The organism is Pseudomonas sp. NPDC087029 (genome assembly GCF_044745345.1).
GTDB lineage: Bacteria > Pseudomonadota > Gammaproteobacteria > Pseudomonadales > Pseudomonadaceae > Aquipseudomonas > Aquipseudomonas faucium.
Window position 1 is genome coordinate 67,246 of sequence record NZ_JBIVAB010000004.1, and the last position, 19,396, is coordinate 86,641.

Genomic DNA, 19,396 nt, shown 5'->3' on the forward strand with positions numbered 1-19,396 from the left:
CAGTCAGTGCTCGGGGACGGCGCGCAAGCGCCCCTCGACCCTGCGCTTGAGGCCCCGTGGCTCGATGATCAGGCGCGAGCCACAGTGGCGCTGGGTGCGCGCCCAGTCTTCCAGCAGCTCCATCACCGAGTGGTCGATGTAGCGCAGGTGAGTCATCGGCACATGCAGCTGGGTGCCCGCCGGTACGCTTTCCAGTACCTGCGTCAGCGCCGGCACCTTGAGGAAGGTGGCCGCACCGCCCAGGCGCAGCGCCATATGCCCCGGCTGCTCCAGGGCCACCAGGCTGATCTTCAGCCGCGCCGCCTTGAAGGCCAGTTTCAGCAAGGTCAGCCCGAAGCCCACCAGCACACCGGTGAGCAGGTCGGTGAAGATGATCGCCAGCGCCGTTGCCGCGTAGGTGAACATCGGCATCCGCCCGTAGCGGCCCAACCCGCGCAAGGCCTTCACATCCACCAGCTTGATGCCCGTGTACACCAGCACACCGGCCAGGCTGGCCACCGGTATCTGCTGCAGCACGCTGCTGAGCACCACCACGAAGGCCAGCAGCCACAGGCCATGCAGGATGGCCGAAGCGCGGGTCTGGGCGCCGGCCTGGACATTCGCCGAGCTGCGCACGATCACCCCGGTCATCGGCAGCGCACCCAGCACCCCGCAGAGCATGTTGCCGATGCCCTGGGCCGACAGCTCACGGTCGAAGTCCGAACGCTGGCCGCTGTGCATGCGGTCTACCGCTGCGGCCGAGAGCAGCGTCTCGGCACTGGCGATGAAGGCCAGGGCGAAGGCCGCCACCAGCAAGGTGGGGTCGGCGAGTTTGAGCAGGTCGCCAGGGCGCAGCCAGTCGATAGCTTGCGACAAGTCGGCTGGCACCTGCACGCGGTTGACCGGCAGCGCCAGCCACAGGCTGACCGCCGTCATCGCCGCCACCCCCAGCAGGGCGCCGGGGATGAAGCGCAGCTTCTGCGGGCGCAAGCGCTCCCAGCCCCACATCAGGGCGATGGTGCCCAGGCCCAGCGCGCCGGCTTGCCAGCCCGCGCCTGCGCTTTCGATCGGCAGGGCATCGGCGACGGTCGCCGGAAACGCCAGCAGGTTCTGCAGGCCCGAGGGCTGCGGCGTGGTGTCGAACATCACATGCACCTGTGACAGCACGATCAGCACGCCAATGCCGGCCAGCATGCCGTACACCACCGCCGGCGCCGTGACGCGGAACCAGCAGCCCAGGCGCAGGCGCCCGGCCAGCAATTGCAACAGCCCGGCCAGCAGCAGGATCGGCCCGAGCATGGCCATGCCATGCTGGCGCACCAGCTCGAACACCAGCACGGCCAGGCCCGCCGCGGGGCCGCTGACCTGCAGCGGCGAGCCGGCCAGAAAGCCCACCACGATGCCACCGATGATGCCGGTGATCAGGCCCTTGGCCGGCGGCATGCCCGAGGCGATGGCAATGCCCATGCACAACGGCAGGGCCACCAGAAACACCACCACCGAGGCCAGCAACTCACGCGGCAGGGCCGCTTTCAACTGTGTCATGTTCACTGTGTTTCTCCTTTCTCAATCGCACGGCCATTCCTCTGGCCGTGGGCACGTTGGCCCCTGACGAACGCGCAGGCGCGGGCCGCCAGCGGGTTTGCCGGCAGGGCAGTCAGGGAATTCAAGGCAGCCGAAGGCCGCGCCACACCCTGGTGGGTGCAGCCGGCTATCAAGGTTCTAGCGTTGGATGGGTCGCTTAGTAGCGGCCTCTCGGCGTGGCGCAGGGTACCGGTTCGCCGGCAGCCAGGGGCAGGAAGCTGTCGCTGAGGGCGTCGTAGGCTTCGATCTTGCTGGTTTCGATGTCGTACACCCAGCCGTGGATGTACAGCTCGCCCGCCGCCAGGCGCGATGCCACGGACGGGTGGGTGCGCAGGTGGTGCAGCTGGGCGATGACGTTTTCCTTGGTCAGCACCTGCATGGTTTCGTGCTCGCTGCCGCAGGAGCAGTTGTTCTCGACCACGGTGCGCGCCACTTCGGCATGCCGCAGCCAGGCGGAAACGGTCGGCATCTTGGCCAGCGACTGCGGGTTGAGTACCGCGCGCATGGCGCCACAGTCGGAGTGGCCGCAGATGATGATGTGGTGAACCTTCAGCGCCGAGACGGCGTATTCGATGGCGCTGGAAACACCGCCGTTCATCTGGCCATAGGGCGGTACCACGTTACCGACGTTACGGGTCACGAACAGGTCGCCTGGCGAGCTCTGGGTGATCAGCTCGGGGACGATGCGCGAGTCGGCACAGGTGATGAACATGGCGCGCGGGGTTTGCGCGGTGGCGAGCTTCTTGAACAGCTCTTGTTGCTCGGGAAAGACGTCATGGTGAAAACGCAGGAAGCCGTCGACGATGTGCTTCAGGGCGGCATCGGCGCTTTCCGCCGGAGCCTGCGGAATGACCTTGGATGGGTCCTTGACGGGCATGATTCATCCTCTTGACGGTGTTGTGGTAAATCCAGTTTACCGGTGAAAGATTCTGGCTATGCAGGGTTTTAGATGACACGCACGAGCCATAGATCACAGTCTTCGTGGACTGGTTTCCTACGCTAGCGGGGAAAACTTAACTGAAACTTAATTCGAAGGCTCTAGAACAGGCGTTCCAGAAGGAAAAGGCGGGAGCTGAATAATAGCAAAAAAGCATCAGCTGCCAAGACCCTCGAATGGAATTATGTGCTTGGATTAGCCAGGCTGAGGATCAGAACAGCGCCATCTGCCCACCCGGCGGGCAGAATGCCGAGCAGTCCAGCGCCTGCGCCTCGCGCCCGGCGAATTCCAGCCGCCGCATGGCCTTGGCAAAGCGTTGCGTCAGCAGTTCGGCGAACACACCTTCCCCGCGCATCCGCGAGCCGAACCGGCTGTCGTAAAGCTCGCCACCACGGCTCTGCCGGATGAGGCTGAGCACATGGGCTGCACGCTGGGGGTAGTGGTCCTGCAGCCATTGCTCGAACAGCGGCGCCACCTCCAGCGGCAGGCGCAGCATCATGTAGGCCGCGCTTTGCGCGCCAGCCTCCTTGGCGGCCTCGAGCAGGCGTTCCAGCTCGCTGTCGTTGATCATCGGAATCATCGGCGAGCACAGCACCCCCACCGGCACCCCCGCCTCGCGCAGCACCCGAATCGCCCGCAGCCTGGCCTTGGGCGATGCCGCGCGCGGTTCGAGCACGCGCTTGAGGTCGTCATCCAGGGTGGTCAGGCTGATCATCACCCGCGCCAGGCGCTGGCGCGCCATCTCGGCCAGCAGATCGAGGTCGCGCAGTACCAGCGAGCCCTTGGTGACGATGGTTACCGGATGGCGAAAGCGCAGCAGCACCTCCAGCAGGCGCCGGCTCAGTTGCTGCTCGCGCTCGATCGGCTGGTAGGGGTCGGTATTGGCGCCCAGGTTGATCGGCGCGCAGACGTAGCCCGGCTTGCTCAACTGTTGCGCGAGCACCTCGGCGGCGTTGGTCTTGGCGATCAGCTTGGTTTCGAAGTCCAGCCCCGGGGAAAGGTCCCAATAGGCATGGGAAGGGCGGGCGTAGCAGTAGATGCAGCCATGCTCGCAGCCCCGGTAGGGGTTGATCGAGCGGTCGAAGGGCAGGTCGGGCGAGGTATTGCGGGCGATGATGGTCTTGGCGGTTTCGATGCGTACCTCGGTGCCCTGGGTGAAGGGCACTTCCTGGTACCAGCCGTCATCCTCCACCACCGAATGGCTCGGGGCGAAGCGGTTGTGCGGGTTGTGTGCCGTGCCACGGCCTTTCTGCGGTACTGGAGGCATCATTGCTCACCCCGATACTGTACCTATATACAGTATCGCGGCGAGCAGGATTGTTCCAGCGCCTCTGGTCAGCCAGGCAGCTTTCAGTCGGCCGGTTTCTTCAGCTTCGGATTAGGGAAGAACTGCACCGTCTGCACCTTGGCGGGGGCGGCCTTGGGCGCGAGGTGGTTGACCCGGGTACCCAGCTCCTTGGGAACCGACAGGCCCTGTTCGTTGAGGGTGTCGGTGAAGCCGCAGGCCACGCATTCGCGGTGCGGCACACCGTCCTCGTTCCACATCATCAGCTTGTCCGGCTCGCTGCACGCCGGGCATACGGCCCCGGCGATGAAGCGCTTCTTGGTCTTGTTCACGACTACCTCGCTCATGCCGCCGCGTCCTCGCTCAGGCCGCTGTGGCGCAACAGTGCATCGATGGAAGGCGCGCGGCCACGGAAGTCGACGAACAGCACCATCGGCTCGCGCGAACCGCCACGGGCCAGGATCGCCTCGCGGAAGGCGCGGCCGGTTTCAGCGTTGAGCACACCTTCTTCCTCGAAGCGCGAGAAAGCATCGGCCGACAGCACTTCGGCCCACTTGTAGCTGTAGTAGCCCGCGGCGTAACCGCCGGCAAAGATGTGCGCAAAGCTGTTGGGGAAGCGGTTGTACGCCGGCGGGCGCATGACCGACACCTCGTCGCGCACCCCTTCGAGCACCTGCAGCACGCTGCGCCCGTCGCCGTGGCTGGCGTGCAGCTCGAAGTCGAACAGCGAGAACTCCAGCTGGCGCACCATCATCATGCCCGACTGGAAGTTCTTCGCCGCCAGCATCTTGTCCAGCAGGTCCTGGGGCAGGGCGGCGCCGGTCTCGTAGTGGCCGGAAATCAGCGCCAGGCCTTGCGGCTCCCAGCACCAGTTTTCCATGAACTGGCTCGGCAGCTCGACGGCATCCCAGGCCACGCCGTTGATGCCGGAAACGCCGGCATGCTCGATGCGGGTGAGCAGGTGGTGCAGGCCGTGGCCGAACTCGTGGAACAGGGTGGTGACTTCATCGTGGGTCAGCAGCGCTGGCTTGCCGGGCGCGGCCGGGGTGAAGTTGCACACCAGGTTGGCCACCGGGCTCTGCAGCGCGCCTTCGGCGGTGCGGCGACGGTCGCGGGCGCCGTCCATCCAGGCGCCGCCACGCTTGTTGGCGCGGGCATAGAGGTCGAAGAAGAAGCGCCCGACATGCTGGCCGTTTTCCTTGATCTCGAACAGGCGCACGTCCGGGTGCCAGCTGTCGAAGCCCTTGAGTTCGGCGATTTCGATGCCGTACAGGCGCTGGACGATGTTGAACAGGCCAGACAGCACCTTGTCGATCGGGAAGTAGGCGCGCAGGGCTTCCTGCGAGACGCTGTAGCGCTGCTCGCGCAGTTTTTCGCCAAAGTAGCCGGCGTCCCAGCTGGCCAGCTCGGCGCAGCCTTGCTCGGCGGCATAAGCCTTGAGCTGCGCCAGGTCCTGGGCGGCAAAGGGCTTGGAACGCTTGGCCAGGTCACGCAGGAAGCTCAGCACCTGGTCGCTGGACTCGGCCATCTTGGTGGCCAGGCTCAGTTCGGCGTAGTTCGGGTAGCCCAGCAGCTCGGCCAGCTCCTGGCGCAGGTCGAGGATCTCGCGCATCACCGGGCCATTGTCGAACTGGCCGGCATTCGGGCCCTGGTCGGAGGCGCGGGTGCAGTAGGCGGCGTACAGCTCTTCACGCAGGGCGCGGTCGCTGGCGTAGGTCATCACCGCGTAGTAGCTGGGGAACTCCAGGGTGATCAGCCAGCCGTCGAGGCCCTTGGCCTGGGCGGCGGCGGCCATCTGCGCCTTGGCCGAATCGGTCAGGCCGGCGAGGGCGGCTTCGTCGGTGACGTGCTTGCTCCAGGCCTGGGTGGCGTCGAGCAGCTGGTTGGAGAAGCGGCTGCCCAGTTCGCTGAGCTTGCTCTGCACTTCGGCGTAGCGCTGCTGCTTGTCGGCCGGCAGGTCGATACCCGACAGGCGGAAGTCACGCAGGGCATGCTCGAGAATGGTCTTCTGCGCCACGTCGAAGCCTTTGGCCTCGGGGCTGTTCACCAACGCCTGGTAGGCGTCGAACAGTGCGCGGTTCTGGCCAAGCTCGGTGGAGTAGGCGCTCAACGCCGGCAGGCACGACTCATAGGCCTCGCGCAGCTCGGGGCTGTTGCACACCGCATTGAGGTGGCTGACCGGGCTCCAGGCTGCGCCCAGGCGGTCGTTGAGTTCGTCCATGGCGAGCACCAGGCCGGCCCAGGTGGGCTGCTGGCCTTGCTTTTCGAGGATCTGGGCAATGGCCTTGCGGTTATCGGCCAGGATCTGTTCGATGGCCGGCAGCACGTGTTCGGCACGGATCGCCGAGAAGGGCGGCAGATCATAGGATTGCAGAAGCGGGTTGTTGGCACTCACGGTTTGGATACCTTGGCAGAAGAAACACTTCACCATCTTAATTACAATCGACGCCGACCGCAGCAGGCAGCCTGCCTATCGGCACAGATGAGAGACGCTATCATGGCCATCCGACGCTTCCAGCAACACACTCCGAAAGTTGCACCACGGGCCTTTGTCGACCGTTCGGCGGTGGTGCTGGGCGATGTGGAAATCGGCGAGGACAGCTCAGTGTGGCCGCTGACGGTAATCCGCGGCGACATGCACCGCATCCGCATTGGCGCGCGCACCAGCGTGCAGGACGGCAGCGTTCTGCACATCACCCATGCCGGGCCGTTCAACCCAGACGGCTTCGCGCTGATCATCGGCGACGAGGTGACCATCGGTCACAAAGTCATGCTGCATGGCTGTACCCTGGGCAGCCGCATCCTGGTGGGCATGGGCAGCACCATCATGGACGGCGCCATCGTCGAGGACGAGGTGATCATCGGTGCCGGCAGCCTGGTGCCGCCGGGCAAGCGCCTGGAAAGCGGCTACCTGTACGTGGGCAGCCCGGTGAAACAGGCCAGGGCGCTGACCGACAAGGAACGGGCGTTTTTCCCCTACAGCGCCAGCAATTACGTGAAGCTCAAGGACCAGCACCTGGCCGAAGGCTACGACCAACCTGAATGACTTGAGTGGACCCTCAGACATGCACCAGCAGAACATCCTTTTCGACCTCGACGGCACCCTGACCGACCCGCGCCTGGGCATCACCCGCTCGATCCAGTACGCCTTGGCCAAGCTGGGCATCGACGAGCCGGACCTGACGCGCCTCGAGCACTTCATCGGCCCACCCCTGCTGCAGGCGTTCATGCAGTACTACAGCTTCGACGAAGCCAAGGCGTGGGACGCGGTGAACTTCTACCGGGAACGTTTCCGCGTTACCGGCCTGTACGAGAACCTGGTGTTCGACGGCGTGCCCGAGCTGCTGCAGGCGCTCAATGGCCAGGGCCGCACCCTGTACATCGCCACTTCCAAGCCTTGGGAGTTCGCCCGCGAAATCGCCCGGCACTTTGCCTTCGACCATCACTTCAAGGTGATCTACGGCAGCGAGCTGGACGGTACGCGCACCCACAAGGTCGAGCTGATTCGTCACCTGCTCGACGAAGAAGGGCTGGATGCGGCGCAGACGCTGATGATCGGTGACCGCAAGCACGACCTGATCGGCGCCCGCAGCAATGGGCTGCAGGCGGTGGCGGTGGGGTACGGGTTCGGTAGCGAGGAAGAACTGAGGGCCGAGGAACCGGCCTTCCACTTTGCCACCGTGGCAGATATGCACCAGGCCTTCATCAAGGGTTGAGTCCATTGCGGCTGCTTTGCAGCCCATCGCCGGCAAGCCAGTTCCCACAGCCCCGGTGGGAGCTGGCTTGCCAGCGAATGGGCCGCAAAGCGGCCGCAAAATCTCACTGCCTCCCCACCAATCGCATCAACGCCGCCTTGCGTTCCTCAGCCGGCAACCGCCCCAATGCCTCAACCCGCTGATAGAACCGCGCCCAGTCCCCGCCAACCTCGCCAAACAGCGCCGCAAACGCCGGCACCCACTGGTCATACAACCCAAACGGCAACAGCTTGGCATTGCTCATGGGCCCATACATCCAGGCGTCATAGCGCTTGTCCCCAGCCCACTGTTCGTCACGCACCTGCCGGTACTCACGCCGTAACCGCTCGAACTCCGCCCGCTTGGCCGCACGCTTGTGCGCGTCATCCAGCGGCCCGGAATAAATCGCCTGCAGCCGATCACGGCTCGCCAACACCAGGCCAATGAACTGGTCCTGCTGCCCTGGCAGCTGGCTCTCGCTGGCCGCAAGCCCACGCGCTGCGCGCCATTGCCGCGTGCCTTCCTGCTCGACGAAGGTGGCGAACGACTCGTTGAACGCCGTGTCGTCCTGCAGGTAGAAGCGCTGGTGCGCCAGCTCATGGAAGATCAACGTGGCCAGGCGTTCGTCACCCCAGCCCAGCATCGTCGACAAGATCGGGTCATCGAACCAGCCAAGCGTCGAGTACGCCTCGACACCGCCCACATACACATCCATGCCGTCCTCGCGCATCAAGGCCGCCGCGCCTCGGGCCGCGCCCTTCTGGTAATAGCCGCGGTAGGCGACGCAGCCGGCAACCGGGAAGCAGTGGGTCACAGGTTGCAGGGACAGCTCGGGCGTGGCGAACACGTTCCACACCACGTAGGGGCGGCCCAGGTCGGCATACACCCGGTAACTGCGGTTATCCGGCAGTTTCAGGTGCTCGCTGGCGAACACCCTGGCCTGTTCGGCGTGCTGCAGCCGGGCCCGCAACTGCGCGCTGCTGGCCGGGTCGTCAATCACCTGCTGCACCGGTTGGCGTGCATGCAACAGCTGCCACTGCCCCTCGGCCAGCTGGCCGTAATAGCCCAGCGTGCTGCAACCGCCGAGCAGAAAAGCGCCCAGTACGGGAACCAAAGCGCTGAAAACGCGGTCGAGTGGCCCAGGGCCTGAGCGCTTCAAAAGAAAAAACCACACCATCTTGGGCTGTCCAGATCGCTCACGGCCGATGCGCTCCAAGACTATCCGCCACGGGGGAGTTTCGCCATGCGTGCATTGTTCGTCGCCGGTTCACTGTTGCTGGTCTCGGCCTGTTCGACCCTGCCCGACCCAGACCCGAACCAGGCCTGGATCGACCTGACCCCGCACGACAACACCTCACTACACGCGGTGCAGGTGGACGAACGCGACTGGGCCGACAACCGCTATTTCGAAGTGCAGCCCGGCAGCCACGAACTGACCGTGCGCTACCAGTTCCCGGTTACCCCGAGCAACATCGGCCCGGTCGACGAGCCCCTGTGGCGCGACTGCCAGCTCAACCTGACCTTCAAGGACTTCAACGCCGGCCAACGCTACGAGCTGCAAGCGGGCAGCATCGGCTTCCGGCCGTGGGTCAAGCTGTATGACCAGCAGCAGAAACTGCTCGGCCAGGGCATGCCGGCAGGCTGCCAACGCACCTGAACGGCGCAAACGGCGCTATGCTTGTAGCTTGTGAGTTGCAAGTGGAGTTTCACCATGCGCCAGCCCATGATGCTGATCGCCCTCAGTGCACTGGGGGCTTGCGCCAGCCCCTTGCCCCCCGTCGACCCCAAGCAGGCCTGGGTCGACCTCTACACCATGACCCCCGGCCGCGTGATCATGGCCGACCGCCTCGACGGCAAGCGCCTGGACGACGGGCGCTACTTCCAGGTGACGCCTGGCAAGCACGAATTGGTGGTGCGTTTCGATTATGAAATCTACGCCGGCGGCATGCTGACCTCGCCCAAAGACCGCACCTGCTACTTGACGGTACGCTTCGACGACTTCAAGGCCGGCGAACGCTATCGCCTGGAGGCCCGCGCCCCGGTGATGGAGCCGCAGGTGCTGCTGTACGACGCCAGCCGCAAGGTCCTGGTCAACGAGCCCAGCGACGTGTTCTGCATCCCATGAAGAAAGGGCCGCCAGGCGGCCCCCTCAGCTACCGGTCATTTTTCTGGTAGATGATTTTCTTGGTGCCGGCATCGCAGCTGCCAACGACCATGTTCTGGTCCTTGACCTCGTTGTTGGGCACGATCTCCAAGGTGTATGACGGCACGCCCTGGGCCTGGATCTTGGCTTCGATCTCGGCCTTCAGTTCCTCGCACGGTTTGACCGCCGCCAGTGCAGATGTGGCCAGCAGGGATGCCAGCACGGCGATTGCTACGCGAATCATGGAACGGCTCCTGGAAGGGCAGCATTGGCTGCCGACACCTTTTAGACTACAGGAAACCGCCCCCGTTGCGCCGCTCAGCCCACCAGCGTGGCGTCCAGGCTGATCTTGGCATTGAGCACCTTGGAGACCGGGCACCCGGCCTTGGCCTTGTTGGCGATTTCCACAAACTGCGCCTCGTTCGCCCCCGGCACCTTGGCCTTGAGAATCAGGTGCACGGCGGTGATGGCAAAGCCATCGGGCTGCTTGTCGAGGGTGACCTCGGCAATGGTGTCGATCCGCTCAGGGGTCAGCCCGGCCTCGCCGAGCATCATCGACAGCGCCATCGAGAAGCAGCCGGCATGGGCCGCGCCGATCAGTTCCTCCGGGTTGGTCCCGGGCGAGCCCTCGAACCGCGTGTTGAACCCATAGGGGTTCTGCTTGAGCGCGCCACTCTCCGTCGAGAGCAGGCCCTTGCCATCCTTAAGGCCACCTTGCCAGATCGCCGATGCTGTCTTTTTCATGCTGCCTCCTGGTCACTCGGTTACTTGCCTAAGGTTCAGAGGACAGCGCCCTACGGCAAGTTCAGCCCAATCTCGCTGCAGGCATTGAATACGCCGAATGTGCCCATACACAGATAAAAAGGCCTCAGGCCTTCCCCCTTCATGGAGGCTTCGATGACGACGCTGCGTGACCTGAAAATTTCCACCCTCGACCTGGTGCCGGTGCGCGCCGACGCGGGGCCTGCACAATCGCTGCGCAACTCCCTGGACCTGGCCCAGCACGCCGAGCGTCTCGGCTACCACCGCTTCTGGGTGGCCGAGCACCACAACATGGATGGCATCGCCAGTTCGGCCACCTCGGTGCTGATCGGTTACCTGGCCGGCGGCACCTCGACCATCCGCGTGGGTTCCGGCGGGGTCATGCTGCCCAACCACGCGCCACTGGTGATCGCCGAGCAGTTCGGCACCCTGGCCAGCCTGTACCCGGGGCGCATCGACCTGGGCCTGGGCCGAGCGCCCGGCTCCGACCAGATGACTGCCCGCGCCCTGCGCCGCGAGCGCTCGGGCAGCGCCGACGACTTCCCGGACGATGTCGAGGAGCTGTCACGCTACCTCGGCCCGCGCACCGATGATCAAAAAGTGATCGCCGTGCCCGGCCACGACACCGACGTGCCGATGTGGCTGCTCGGCTCCAGCCTGTTCAGTGCGCAATTGGCCGGCATGCGCGGCATGCCCTACGCCTTTGCCTCGCACTTCGCGCCGCGCTACATGCACGAGGCGATTCGCATCTACCGCGACCACTTCAAGCCTTCGACCACGCTGGACAAGCCTTACGTGATGCTGGGCATTCCGATGGTGGTGGCCGAAACCGACGAGAAGGCCGAATACCTGGCCACTTCGGTGTACCAGCGCATCCTTGCCCTGATTCGCGGGCAGAGCCTGATGCAGCGCCCGCCGGTGGCGAGCATGGACGGGCTGTGGCTGCCCCATGAGCGGGACGCGGTGGGTAGTTTCCTGGGCCTGGCAATGGTGGGTAGCCCACAGAAGGTGCGGGCCAAAGTTGAGGTGCTGCTGGAGCAGACCGGGGCGGATGAGCTGATCTTCACCTGCGACCTGTATGAGCATGCGGACCGGGTGCGGTCTTATGAGTTGCTGGCGCAGGCCTTGAAAGCCGAGTAAGCCGCAATCGCCGGCAAGCCGGCTCCCACGGGGTCATTGTGGGAGCCGGCTTGCCGGCGATCGGGCCAGCGCTCAATTGCGTCGATAGATGATTTCCTTGGTACCGGCTTCACAGCTACCAATCACCTTGCCAGCCCCTTTACCCTTCTCGGCGATCTCCAAGGTGTAGCCCTTCACCCCCTTGGCATCCAGCTTCGCCGCAAGCTCCGCCTTCAAATCCTCGCAAGGCTTGCCCGCCGCCAGCGCACCACCGGCCAGCACCATCAGACCTACTGCCAGAACCAACTTCTTCATCACTCGCTTTCCTTGTGCAGATGAAAATCGAAAAGGGCGCCGGCCGGGCGCCCCTTTGACTGTATTACGCCATCACGCCGGGCATTACCAGCCCGGCGCTGTTTCAGCTGTTGGCGATACGGAAGCCCACCTTGAGCGTGACCTGAAAATGCGCCGCCTTGCCGTCGCGGATATGGCCACGGGTATCGATCACCTCGAACCACTCCAGGTGCTTGATGCTCTTGCCGGCTTCGGCCAGGGCATTGTTGATCGCCTCTTCGATGCTGGTAGGCGAAGACCCCACCAGCTCGATCTTCTTGTAGGTGTGATGATCGGACATGAGCGCTCTCCTTGATTGACGGTGAGATTGAGCCTAGCAGCGCAGGCCTGGTTTACCTGCGAGCCGTCGCCCAGGGTGAAAGTTCGATCGCACTTTCGCCGCAGCGTGCAGTCGCAATCCTTACAGTCCATTCTGCAAAGGAGAGTCAACATGCACCGCAACTCGCTGCGTAAAACGTCCCTGGAAAGCATGGAAGCGGAGATCGAAAGCCTTCTGAAAAGCCTGGAAACCCTCAAGCATGACGCTTCGGAGGAATCCCAGAAGTCGGTGAAGGCTATCCGCAGCAACGCGGAAAGCGCGCTGAAACACTCGCGCAGCCTGCTCAGCGATGCCTACGAGGAAGTGAAGACCCGCACCCGCCAGACCGGCATCGCCACCCGCGACTACGCCCAGGAGCACCCCGTCACCACCGCCGGCGTGGCAATTGGCGCGCTGGGCCTGCTGGCCGCCTACCTGCTGTACCGCCGCAACTAACCCGCCTGCCGTTCCAGTTCACGGCGCAGCCACTGCGCCAACTGCTCGGCGCGCCCGTCCGCGGCGCGCCGTGGCACCCACAGCGCCAGCGCTGCGGGGGTCGGTGAAAACCCCCAGGGTGCGCACAACCTGCCTGCGCGCAAGTCGTCAGCCACCAGCGGCTGGGGCGCAATTGCGACGCCAAGGCCGGCTACCGCGGCTTCGAGCAAGTAGTACAAGTGCTCGAAAGCCTGGCCGTACTTCAGCTCAGCCACTTCCAAACCCTGTTCTTCAGCCCAGGTCGGCCATGCCTGCGGGCGCGAAGTGGTGTGCAGCAAACTCTCGCCGAGCAAGGCCTTGGCCGGGGCGCCACGCAAGCGTTCGAAGCCCGCGTAGTGGGGGCTGAGAACCGGCCCGATGCGCTCCTCGGCCAGCACATGCACCTGCATGTCTGCAGGCCAGGGCGGCTCGGCGTACACCAGCAGCGCATCCAGCCCTGGCCGTCGGGGGTCAAGGTCGCCTTCGCCCGCCGACAGGTGCAGGCGCAGCTCGGGCAAGTCGGCCTTGAGCCGGCCGAGCCTGGGGATGAACCAGCGCGCCAGCAGGCTGCCCGAGCACCCCAGCACGAACGGCGCCTCGCTGTTGTCGCGGCTCAACTCGGCACATACCCCGCGCAGCTTGTCGAATGCCTCGCCACTGGCATCGCGCAGCCGGGCGCCGGCATCTGTGAGTTTGATGCCGCGCCCGTCCTTGACGAACAGGGCCACGCCCAAGTGCGCCTCAAGCACCTTGATCTGCCGGCTCACCGCCCCATGGGTCACGTGCAGCACTTCGGCAGCCTGGCTGACGCTGTTGAGCCGGGCGGTGGCCTCGAAGGCCCGCAGGGCATTGAGGGGAGGGAGGTCTTGGGCCATTTACGTGTGAGTTTTCCTGACAGGTTTGCGCAATCTTATCGGTTTTCAGCCGGGCTTGCCGTGGTTAGAGTAAAGCCCATCACTCATTCATCACGCCCTGGAGCGACCCATGACCCAGACCCAATACCGCGCCGGCCCAGACGCCAACGGCCTGTTCGGCTCGTTCGGCGGCCGCTACGTGGCCGAAACCCTGATGCCGCTGGTGCTGGACCTGGCCCGCGAGTACGAAGCGGCCAAGGCCGACCCGAAATTCCTCGAAGAGCTGGCCTACTTCCAGCGCGACTACATCGGCCGCCCCAACCCGCTGTACTTCGCCGAGCGCCTGACCGAGCACTGCGGCGGCGCCAAGATCTTCTTCAAGCGTGAAGAGCTCAACCACACCGGCGCGCACAAGGTGAACAACTGCATCGGCCAGGTGCTGCTGGCCAAGCGCATGGGCAAGAAACGCCTGATCGCCGAAACCGGCGCCGGCATGCACGGCGTGGCCACCGCCACCGTTGCGGCGCGCTTCGGCCTGCCCTGCGTGATCTACATGGGCGCCACCGACATCGAGCGCCAGCAGGCCAACGTGTTCCGCATGAAGCTGCTGGGCGCCGAGATCGTGCCGGTCACCGCCGGTACCGGCACCTTGAAGGACGCCATGAACGAGGCCCTGCGCGACTGGGTCACCAACGTCGACGACACCTTCTACCTGATCGGCACCGTTGCCGGCCCGCACCCGTACCCGGCCATGGTCCGCGACTTCCAGTCGATCATCGGCAAGGAAACCCGCGCCCAGCTGCAAGAAAAGGAAGGCCGCCTGCCTGACAGCCTGATCGCCTGCGTGGGCGGTGGCTCCAACGCCATGGGCCTGTTCCACGACTTCCTCGACGATGCCAGCGTGCAGATCATCGGCGTCGAAGCCGGCGGCCACGGGGTCGATACCGACAAGCACGCCGCCAGCCTCAATGGCGGGGTACCGGGCGTGCTGCACGGCAACCGCACCTACCTGCTGCAGGACGACGATGGCCAGATCACCGACGCCCACTCGATTTCCGCCGGCCTCGACTACCCAGGCATCGGCCCGGAGCACGCCTACCTGCACGAAGTGAAGCGCGTGGAATACGTCAGCATCACCGATGACGAAGCCCTCGACGCGTTCCATGCCACCTGCCGCCTGGAAGGCATCATCCCGGCCCTGGAAAGCTCCCACGCGCTGGCCGAAGCGATCAAGCGCGCGCCGCAGCTGCCCAAGGACCACCTGATGGTGATCTGCCTGTCCGGCCGCGGCGACAAAGACATGCAAACCGTGATGAACCACATGGCAGCCCAGGAGAAACAGGCATGAGCCGTCTTGAACAACGCTTCGCCGAGCTGAAGGCCGAAGGCCGCGCCGCCCTGGTCACCTTCGTCACCGCTGGCGACCCTGGCTACGACGCCTCGCTGCAGATCCTCAAGGGCCTGCCGGCGGCCGGTGCCGACGTGATCGAACTGGGCATGCCGTTCACCGACCCGATGGCCGATGGCGTGGCCATCCAGCTGGCCACCCTGCGCGCACTGGAAGCCGGCCAGACCCTGGCCAAGACCCTGCAGATGGTGCGTGAATTCCGCATCGGCAACCAGGCCACGCCCATCGTGCTGATGGGTTACTACAACCCGATCCACCGCTTTGGCGTGGACACGTTCGTCGCCGAGGCGAAGGAGGCCGGTGTCGATGGCCTGATCATCGTCGACCTGCCACCTGAGCATGACGCCGAACTGGCCGCCCCGGCCCAGGCCGCAGGCATCGATTTCATTCGCCTGACCACCCCGACCACCGACGATGCACGCCTGCCGCGCGTGCTGGAGCGCAGCTCCGGGTTCGTCTACTACGTGTCGGTGGCCGGTGTGACCGGTGCTGGCTCGGCAACCACCGAGCACGTGACCGAGGCGATTGCCCGCCTGCGCCGGCATACCGCTTTGCCGATCAGCGTGGGTTTCGGTATTCGCACGCCGGAGCAGGCCGCGGCAATCGCACGCCTGGCCGATGGTGTGGTGGTGGGCTCGGCGCTGGTCGACAAGATTGCCCAGGCCAAGGATGCCGACCAGGCCGTCGGCGATGTATTGACCCTGTGCTCGGCACTGGCTGAAGGGGTGCGCGGCGCTCGCCGCTGACCCGCGTCGCCTTCATCGCCGGCAAGCCGGCTCCCACAGGGTCAGTGCTGCACATGCCCACTGTGGGAGCCGGCTTGCCGGCGATAGGGCCAGCAAAACCAACCTATTACTCAAAGATCGACAGATCCAAGGGCCGCACGGCCCCCATCCAGATCGCATGATCGCGGTGGTCCGCCAACTCATCCCCGGTCAGCGGATGCAGAAACACCACCAACCCCTTCCGGTACAACGCCAACCACGGCAGCACCACCCCCACCACCTCCGGCCCGAACGCCAGCTGGCAGCTCCAGTCCGGGTGCGGCCCGACCGGTTTCTGGTGCATGCGGCCCATGGTCACGGGAAACAGCCGCGTGGCCTCTTCGCACAGCTCGCGGGCCTGCTCGAGGGTCGCTGCGTCGTAATAGATGTGGGCGTGGTAACCCTTGATCCTCTGCACGATAACTCCTGATTGCGGTCAAACCATCACCACCTGCAAAGGGAGTGACGTGGTGAAAAATGCCGAAACCCCAGTGTTCAAACTGGTGCTGTTCGGGGCTGAAAGCAGCCTGGGCAGTGCCCTGATGGTCGAGCTGCTGTCGCGCCAGCACGAGGTCACCGCAGTGGTCGACGACCTCAACCGCCATGCGCCGCGCCCGGGCCTGCATTTCAAGATAGGCGGGCTGGCCAGCGCTGACCAGGCCGAACAAGGCGCCGCAGGGGGCTCGGCGGTGATTGCCTTGCTGCCGGCGCTGGCGCCGGGCGACCTGCCTGGGCAGTGGCGGATGGCCGAGGCGCTGGTGGCCGGGCTGGGCCGCACGACTATACGCCGGCTGTTGCTGGTGGGCGATTTTGCCGTGCTGGATACGCCGGGCCGCTACAGCGATGAACAGCGTGGAGGGGCGGACCAGGTGGTCGATACCCTGCAGCGCAGTGCCCTGCACTGGACGCTGATCAATGCGCCGGCGGATTGGCCTGGCATGGGCATGGAGCACTTTCGCACGGCCAGCGGCACGGTGGATCCGCAGCTGGAGGCGCCGTTGCGGCGCTTGGCCGGGGTGGCGGCGGGGATGGTCGACATGCTGGAGCTGGGGCTGCATCGGGGCGAGCACCTTAACTTCGTATCCTGAGGCCCCATCGCCGGCAAGCCGGCTCCCACGGGGCCTTGTGGGAGCCGGCTTGCCGGCGATGGGCTGCACAGCAGCCCCTGTCACACCCCGCGCTCATTTTCCAACCAATCCACAAACCGCTCGATCAACGCCCCCCGCCGCTTGCGCGGCGGCAGCACCGCGTAATAACCGCGCTGCGAGCGCAAGCTCCCCTCCAGCGGCCGGCACAAAAGCCCTTGCTCGACCAGCCCATCAACCAGATGCCCCCAGCCAATCGCCACCCCCTGGCCGGCAATCGCCGCCTGGATCAGCAAGGTGTAGTTATCGAACCGCAACTGCCCCGGCGGTGGCGGGCTAGCCAGGCCGAACCCACGAAACACCCCCGCCCAATCGAACCAGCGGCTGGCCTGCTCACCGCGCAAATGAAGCAATGGCAAACGCTGCAAAGCCACGGCTGACGCTGGTTTGCCATGAATCAAGCGAGGGCTGCAGACCGGGAAGACCTCCTCATCGAACAACCAGCGGCTCTCACCCTGATGAAAACGCCCATCACCGAACAGCACCGCCACATCGATGTCCGGGCGCAACATCGCCTGGCTGCGCTCGCCGGTCACCAGGCTCACGTCCACCTGTGGATAAGCCTCATGAAAACGCTGCAGACGGGGCATCAGCCAGAACGCCGCAAAGGCGAAGTCGGTGGCCACCTGCAGCACCTCGCGCTGGCCGCGCCCGCTGACTTCGGCAATGCCATCGTCCATGGCCTGCAAGCCTTGGTGAACCTGCTCGAACAGCAACTGGCCCGCTTCGGTCAGCTCGATACCCCGGTAGATGCGGTCGAACAACCGCGTGCCCAGCTGCGCCTCCAGGCGTTTGACCTGCTGGCTCACCGCCGGCTGCGTGGTGCCCAGCTCCAGCGCGGCAGCCGTGAAGCCGCGCAGGCGGGCAGCGGCCTCGAACACGCGCAAGGTATCCAGTGACAGCTCGGCAAGGTGGTCAAACATAAGCGTGGCTAATCCCAGTCATTGCCCGGCATGGGCTTTACCCATGTTAGCCACAGCCGCATCTTGGTAGGCAAGCGGTTCGCATAACCCAAGACAATGGAAGCCTCCCATGACGCGCCCGAATATCCTGTTCATCATGGCCGACCAGATGGCCGCCCCGCTGTTACCGATCTACGCCCCTTCGCCCATCCAGATGCCGCACCTGAGCCGCCTGGCGGAACAGGCGGTGGTGTTCGATTCGGCCTACTGCAACAGCCCACTCTGTGCACCCTCACGTTTCACCCTGGTCAGCGGCCAGTTGCCCAGCCGGATCGGCGCCTACGACAATGCCGCTGATTTCCCCGCCGATATCCCGACTTATGCCCACTACCTGCGCCGCCTGGGCTACCGCACGGCGCTGTCGGGCAAGATGCATTTCTGCGGCCCCGACCAGCTGCACGGCTACGAACAGCGCTTGACCTGCGACATCTACCCCGCCGACTACGGCTGGGCGGTGAACTGGGATGCCCCGGATGAACGCCCCAGCTGGTACCACAACATGTCGTCGGTGCTGCAGGCCGGCCCCTGCGTGCGCACCAACCAGCTGGATTTCGACGAAGAAGTGGTGTTCAAGGCCCGCCAATACCTCTACGACCATGTGCGCGAAAACGACGGCCGGCCGTTCTGCCTGACCGTGTCCATGACCCACCCCCACGACCCGTACACCATCCCCAGGCGCTACTGGGATCGCTACGAGGGTGTGGATATCCCCATGCCGCGCGACGTGTACGCCCAGCAAGCACTCGACCCCCATTCACAACGCCTGCTCAAGGTCTACGACCTGTGGGACAAGCCCCTGCCTGTGGACAAGATCCGCGATGCCCGCCGCGCCTACTTCGGCGCCTGCAGCTACATCGACGACAACATCGGCCAGCTGCTTGACACCCTGGAGGAATGCAACCTGGCCGACGACACCCTGATCGTGTTCTCCGGCGACCACGGCGACATGCTTGGCGAGCGCGGGCTCTGGTACAAGATGCACTGGTTCGAGATGTCGGCGCGGGTGCCGCTTTTGATCCACGCGCCCAAGCGCTTTGCCGCCGCGCGCGTGAGCGCCTCGGTGTCCACCTGCGACCTGCTGCCGACCCTGGTCGAGCTGGCCGGCGGGGCTGTGGATAAAACGCTGCACCTGGATGGCCGCTCGCTGCTCGGCCACCTGCAAGGGCAGGGCGGCCACGACGAAGTGATTGGCGAATACATGGCCGAAGGCACGGTCGGCCCGCTGATGATGATCCGCCGCGGCGCCTACAAGTTCATATACAGCGAAGATGACCCCTGGCTACTCTATGACCTGAGCCGCGACCCGCACGAGCGGGAGAACCTCGCCGGCAGCCCCGACCACCAGGCGCTGCTGCAGGCATTTGCCGATGAAGCCCGGCAGCGCTGGGATATCCCCAGCCTGCGCCAGCAGGTACTGGCCAGCCAACGGCGCCGCCGCCTGGTGGCCGAAGCGCTGGCCATCGGCACGCTGAAAAGCTGGGACCACCAACCCTGGGTGGACGCCAGCCAACAGTACATGCGCAACCACATCGACCTCGACGACCTCGAGCGCAAGGCACGTTATCCACAGCCCGCACCCATGGATTGATGAAGA

23 protein-coding genes are annotated in these 19,396 nt (G+C 65.1%); 10 read left to right on the forward strand and 13 right to left on the reverse strand.

From position 1 onward, the window contains the following. Positions 1 to 3: 3 nt before the first annotated feature. The 5 genes from ACIPG5_RS08570 to prlC all read right to left on the reverse strand — a co-directional run bounded on the left by ACIPG5_RS08570 (position 4) and on the right by prlC (position 6,180). Positions 4 to 1,524, reverse strand: a complete 1,521-nt coding sequence (locus ACIPG5_RS08570) for a SulP family inorganic anion transporter (protein WP_401374310.1) — start codon at positions 1,522 to 1,524, stop codon at positions 4 to 6. Between the two features lie 196 nt (positions 1,525 to 1,720). Further along, positions 1,721 to 2,440: a carbonic anhydrase gene (locus tag ACIPG5_RS08575; RefSeq protein WP_008092112.1), complete on the reverse strand. Its 720-nt coding sequence runs from the start codon at positions 2,438 to 2,440 to the stop codon at positions 1,721 to 1,723. A 271-nt stretch (positions 2,441 to 2,711) separates the two neighbouring features. Continuing rightward, the gene (locus ACIPG5_RS08580; protein ID WP_401374313.1) at positions 2,712 to 3,770 is read right to left on the reverse strand and encodes a PA0069 family radical SAM protein; all 1,059 of its coding nucleotides are present in this window, start codon (positions 3,768 to 3,770) and stop codon (positions 2,712 to 2,714) included. Between the two features lie 80 nt (positions 3,771 to 3,850). Continuing rightward, the gene (locus tag ACIPG5_RS08585) at positions 3,851 to 4,132 is read right to left on the reverse strand and encodes a YheV family putative zinc ribbon protein (protein WP_176511707.1); all 282 of its coding nucleotides are present in this window, start codon (positions 4,130 to 4,132) and stop codon (positions 3,851 to 3,853) included. Beyond that, positions 4,129 to 6,180, reverse strand: coding sequence for an oligopeptidase A (gene prlC, locus ACIPG5_RS08590; protein ID WP_248284594.1), 2,052 nt, complete (start codon positions 6,178 to 6,180; stop codon positions 4,129 to 4,131). The genes ACIPG5_RS08585 and prlC overlap by 4 nt, the downstream gene beginning before the upstream one ends. A gap of 102 nt (positions 6,181 to 6,282) precedes the next feature. Here prlC and ACIPG5_RS08595 point away from each other — a divergent pair, with 102 nt between their 5' ends. Together ACIPG5_RS08595 and ACIPG5_RS08600 are read left to right on the forward strand one after the other, a co-directional pair. Beyond that, positions 6,283 to 6,831 carry a gamma carbonic anhydrase family protein gene (locus ACIPG5_RS08595; RefSeq protein ID WP_176511709.1) on the forward strand — a complete coding sequence of 183 codons (549 nt, stop codon included), beginning with the start codon at positions 6,283 to 6,285 and terminating at the stop codon, positions 6,829 to 6,831. Positions 6,832 to 6,850: 19 nt separating this feature from the next. Beyond that, positions 6,851 to 7,501 carry an HAD family hydrolase gene (locus tag ACIPG5_RS08600; RefSeq protein ID WP_401374317.1) on the forward strand — a complete coding sequence of 217 codons (651 nt, stop codon included), beginning with the start codon at positions 6,851 to 6,853 and terminating at the stop codon, positions 7,499 to 7,501. Between the two features lie 103 nt (positions 7,502 to 7,604). Here ACIPG5_RS08600 and ACIPG5_RS08605 read toward each other — a convergent pair whose 3' ends face one another. Continuing rightward, the gene (locus tag ACIPG5_RS08605) at positions 7,605 to 8,678 is read right to left on the reverse strand and encodes an aminopeptidase (RefSeq protein WP_401374320.1); all 1,074 of its coding nucleotides are present in this window, start codon (positions 8,676 to 8,678) and stop codon (positions 7,605 to 7,607) included. Between the two features lie 84 nt (positions 8,679 to 8,762). Here ACIPG5_RS08605 and ACIPG5_RS08610 point away from each other — a divergent pair, with 84 nt between their 5' ends. Together ACIPG5_RS08610 and ACIPG5_RS08615 are read left to right on the forward strand one after the other, a co-directional pair. Further along, positions 8,763 to 9,176 (forward strand): hypothetical protein, encoded by a 414-nt coding sequence (locus tag ACIPG5_RS08610; RefSeq protein ID WP_286915614.1) that lies wholly within the window; start codon positions 8,763 to 8,765, stop codon positions 9,174 to 9,176. A gap of 54 nt (positions 9,177 to 9,230) precedes the next feature. Beyond that, the gene (locus ACIPG5_RS08615; protein ID WP_176511713.1) at positions 9,231 to 9,644 is read left to right on the forward strand and encodes a hypothetical protein; all 414 of its coding nucleotides are present in this window, start codon (positions 9,231 to 9,233) and stop codon (positions 9,642 to 9,644) included. A gap of 28 nt (positions 9,645 to 9,672) precedes the next feature. On the opposite strand, the gene ACIPG5_RS08620 is transcribed toward ACIPG5_RS08615, so the two are convergent. Continuing rightward, positions 9,673 to 9,906: a DUF1161 domain-containing protein gene (locus ACIPG5_RS08620; RefSeq protein WP_176511714.1), complete on the reverse strand. Its 234-nt coding sequence runs from the start codon at positions 9,904 to 9,906 to the stop codon at positions 9,673 to 9,675. 74 nt (positions 9,907 to 9,980) lie between these two features. After that, positions 9,981 to 10,406 carry an OsmC family protein gene (locus tag ACIPG5_RS08625; protein WP_176511715.1) on the reverse strand — a complete coding sequence of 142 codons (426 nt, stop codon included), beginning with the start codon at positions 10,404 to 10,406 and terminating at the stop codon, positions 9,981 to 9,983. 153 nt (positions 10,407 to 10,559) lie between these two features. On the opposite strand from ACIPG5_RS08625, the gene ACIPG5_RS08630 reads away from it, so the two are divergent. After that, on the forward strand, positions 10,560 to 11,564 hold the full coding sequence (locus ACIPG5_RS08630; protein WP_401374325.1) for an LLM class flavin-dependent oxidoreductase: 1,005 nt from the start codon (positions 10,560 to 10,562) through the stop codon (positions 11,562 to 11,564). 72 nt (positions 11,565 to 11,636) lie between these two features. Here the strand turns inward: ACIPG5_RS08630 and ACIPG5_RS08635 are convergent, their stop codons facing one another. Continuing rightward, positions 11,637 to 11,858, reverse strand: coding sequence for a DUF1161 domain-containing protein (locus tag ACIPG5_RS08635; protein WP_176511717.1), 222 nt, complete (start codon positions 11,856 to 11,858; stop codon positions 11,637 to 11,639). Positions 11,859 to 11,961: 103 nt separating this feature from the next. After that, on the reverse strand, positions 11,962 to 12,177 hold the full coding sequence (locus ACIPG5_RS08640; RefSeq protein WP_176511718.1) for a dodecin: 216 nt from the start codon (positions 12,175 to 12,177) through the stop codon (positions 11,962 to 11,964). 150 nt (positions 12,178 to 12,327) lie between these two features. Between ACIPG5_RS08640 and ACIPG5_RS08645 the strand changes: the two genes are divergently transcribed. Beyond that, on the forward strand, positions 12,328 to 12,651 hold the full coding sequence (locus ACIPG5_RS08645) for a YqjD family protein (protein ID WP_176511719.1): 324 nt from the start codon (positions 12,328 to 12,330) through the stop codon (positions 12,649 to 12,651). On the opposite strand, the gene ACIPG5_RS08650 is transcribed toward ACIPG5_RS08645, so the two are convergent. Then, positions 12,648 to 13,544: a LysR family transcriptional regulator gene (locus ACIPG5_RS08650; protein WP_401374329.1), complete on the reverse strand. Its 897-nt coding sequence runs from the start codon at positions 13,542 to 13,544 to the stop codon at positions 12,648 to 12,650. The two genes, ACIPG5_RS08645 and ACIPG5_RS08650, sit on opposite strands and share 4 nt — an antisense overlap. A gap of 109 nt (positions 13,545 to 13,653) precedes the next feature. Between ACIPG5_RS08650 and trpB the strand changes: the two genes are divergently transcribed. Continuing rightward, positions 13,654 to 14,871 (forward strand): tryptophan synthase subunit beta, encoded by a 1,218-nt coding sequence (trpB, locus tag ACIPG5_RS08655; protein ID WP_176511721.1) that lies wholly within the window; start codon positions 13,654 to 13,656, stop codon positions 14,869 to 14,871. Next, positions 14,868 to 15,677, forward strand: coding sequence for a tryptophan synthase subunit alpha (trpA, locus tag ACIPG5_RS08660; RefSeq protein WP_401374332.1), 810 nt, complete (start codon positions 14,868 to 14,870; stop codon positions 15,675 to 15,677). The genes trpB and trpA overlap by 4 nt, the downstream gene beginning before the upstream one ends. 106 nt (positions 15,678 to 15,783) lie before the next feature. Here the strand turns inward: trpA and ACIPG5_RS08665 are convergent, their stop codons facing one another. After that, the gene (locus ACIPG5_RS08665) at positions 15,784 to 16,113 is read right to left on the reverse strand and encodes a DOPA 4,5-dioxygenase family protein (RefSeq protein WP_176511723.1); all 330 of its coding nucleotides are present in this window, start codon (positions 16,111 to 16,113) and stop codon (positions 15,784 to 15,786) included. Between the two features lie 52 nt (positions 16,114 to 16,165). On the opposite strand from ACIPG5_RS08665, the gene ACIPG5_RS08670 reads away from it, so the two are divergent. Beyond that, a complete protein-coding gene (locus ACIPG5_RS08670) occupies positions 16,166 to 16,783 on the forward strand; it encodes an NAD(P)-dependent oxidoreductase (RefSeq protein ID WP_176511724.1) in 618 nt (205 codons plus the stop codon). 80 nt (positions 16,784 to 16,863) lie between these two features. Here the strand turns inward: ACIPG5_RS08670 and ACIPG5_RS08675 are convergent, their stop codons facing one another. Next, positions 16,864 to 17,763 (reverse strand): choline sulfate utilization transcriptional regulator, encoded by a 900-nt coding sequence (locus tag ACIPG5_RS08675; RefSeq protein WP_401374336.1) that lies wholly within the window; start codon positions 17,761 to 17,763, stop codon positions 16,864 to 16,866. Between the two features lie 109 nt (positions 17,764 to 17,872). Between ACIPG5_RS08675 and betC the strand changes: the two genes are divergently transcribed. Further along, positions 17,873 to 19,390: a choline-sulfatase gene (gene betC / locus ACIPG5_RS08680; protein WP_314616405.1), complete on the forward strand. Its 1,518-nt coding sequence runs from the start codon at positions 17,873 to 17,875 to the stop codon at positions 19,388 to 19,390. The last annotated feature ends 6 nt before the right edge of the window (positions 19,391 to 19,396 follow it).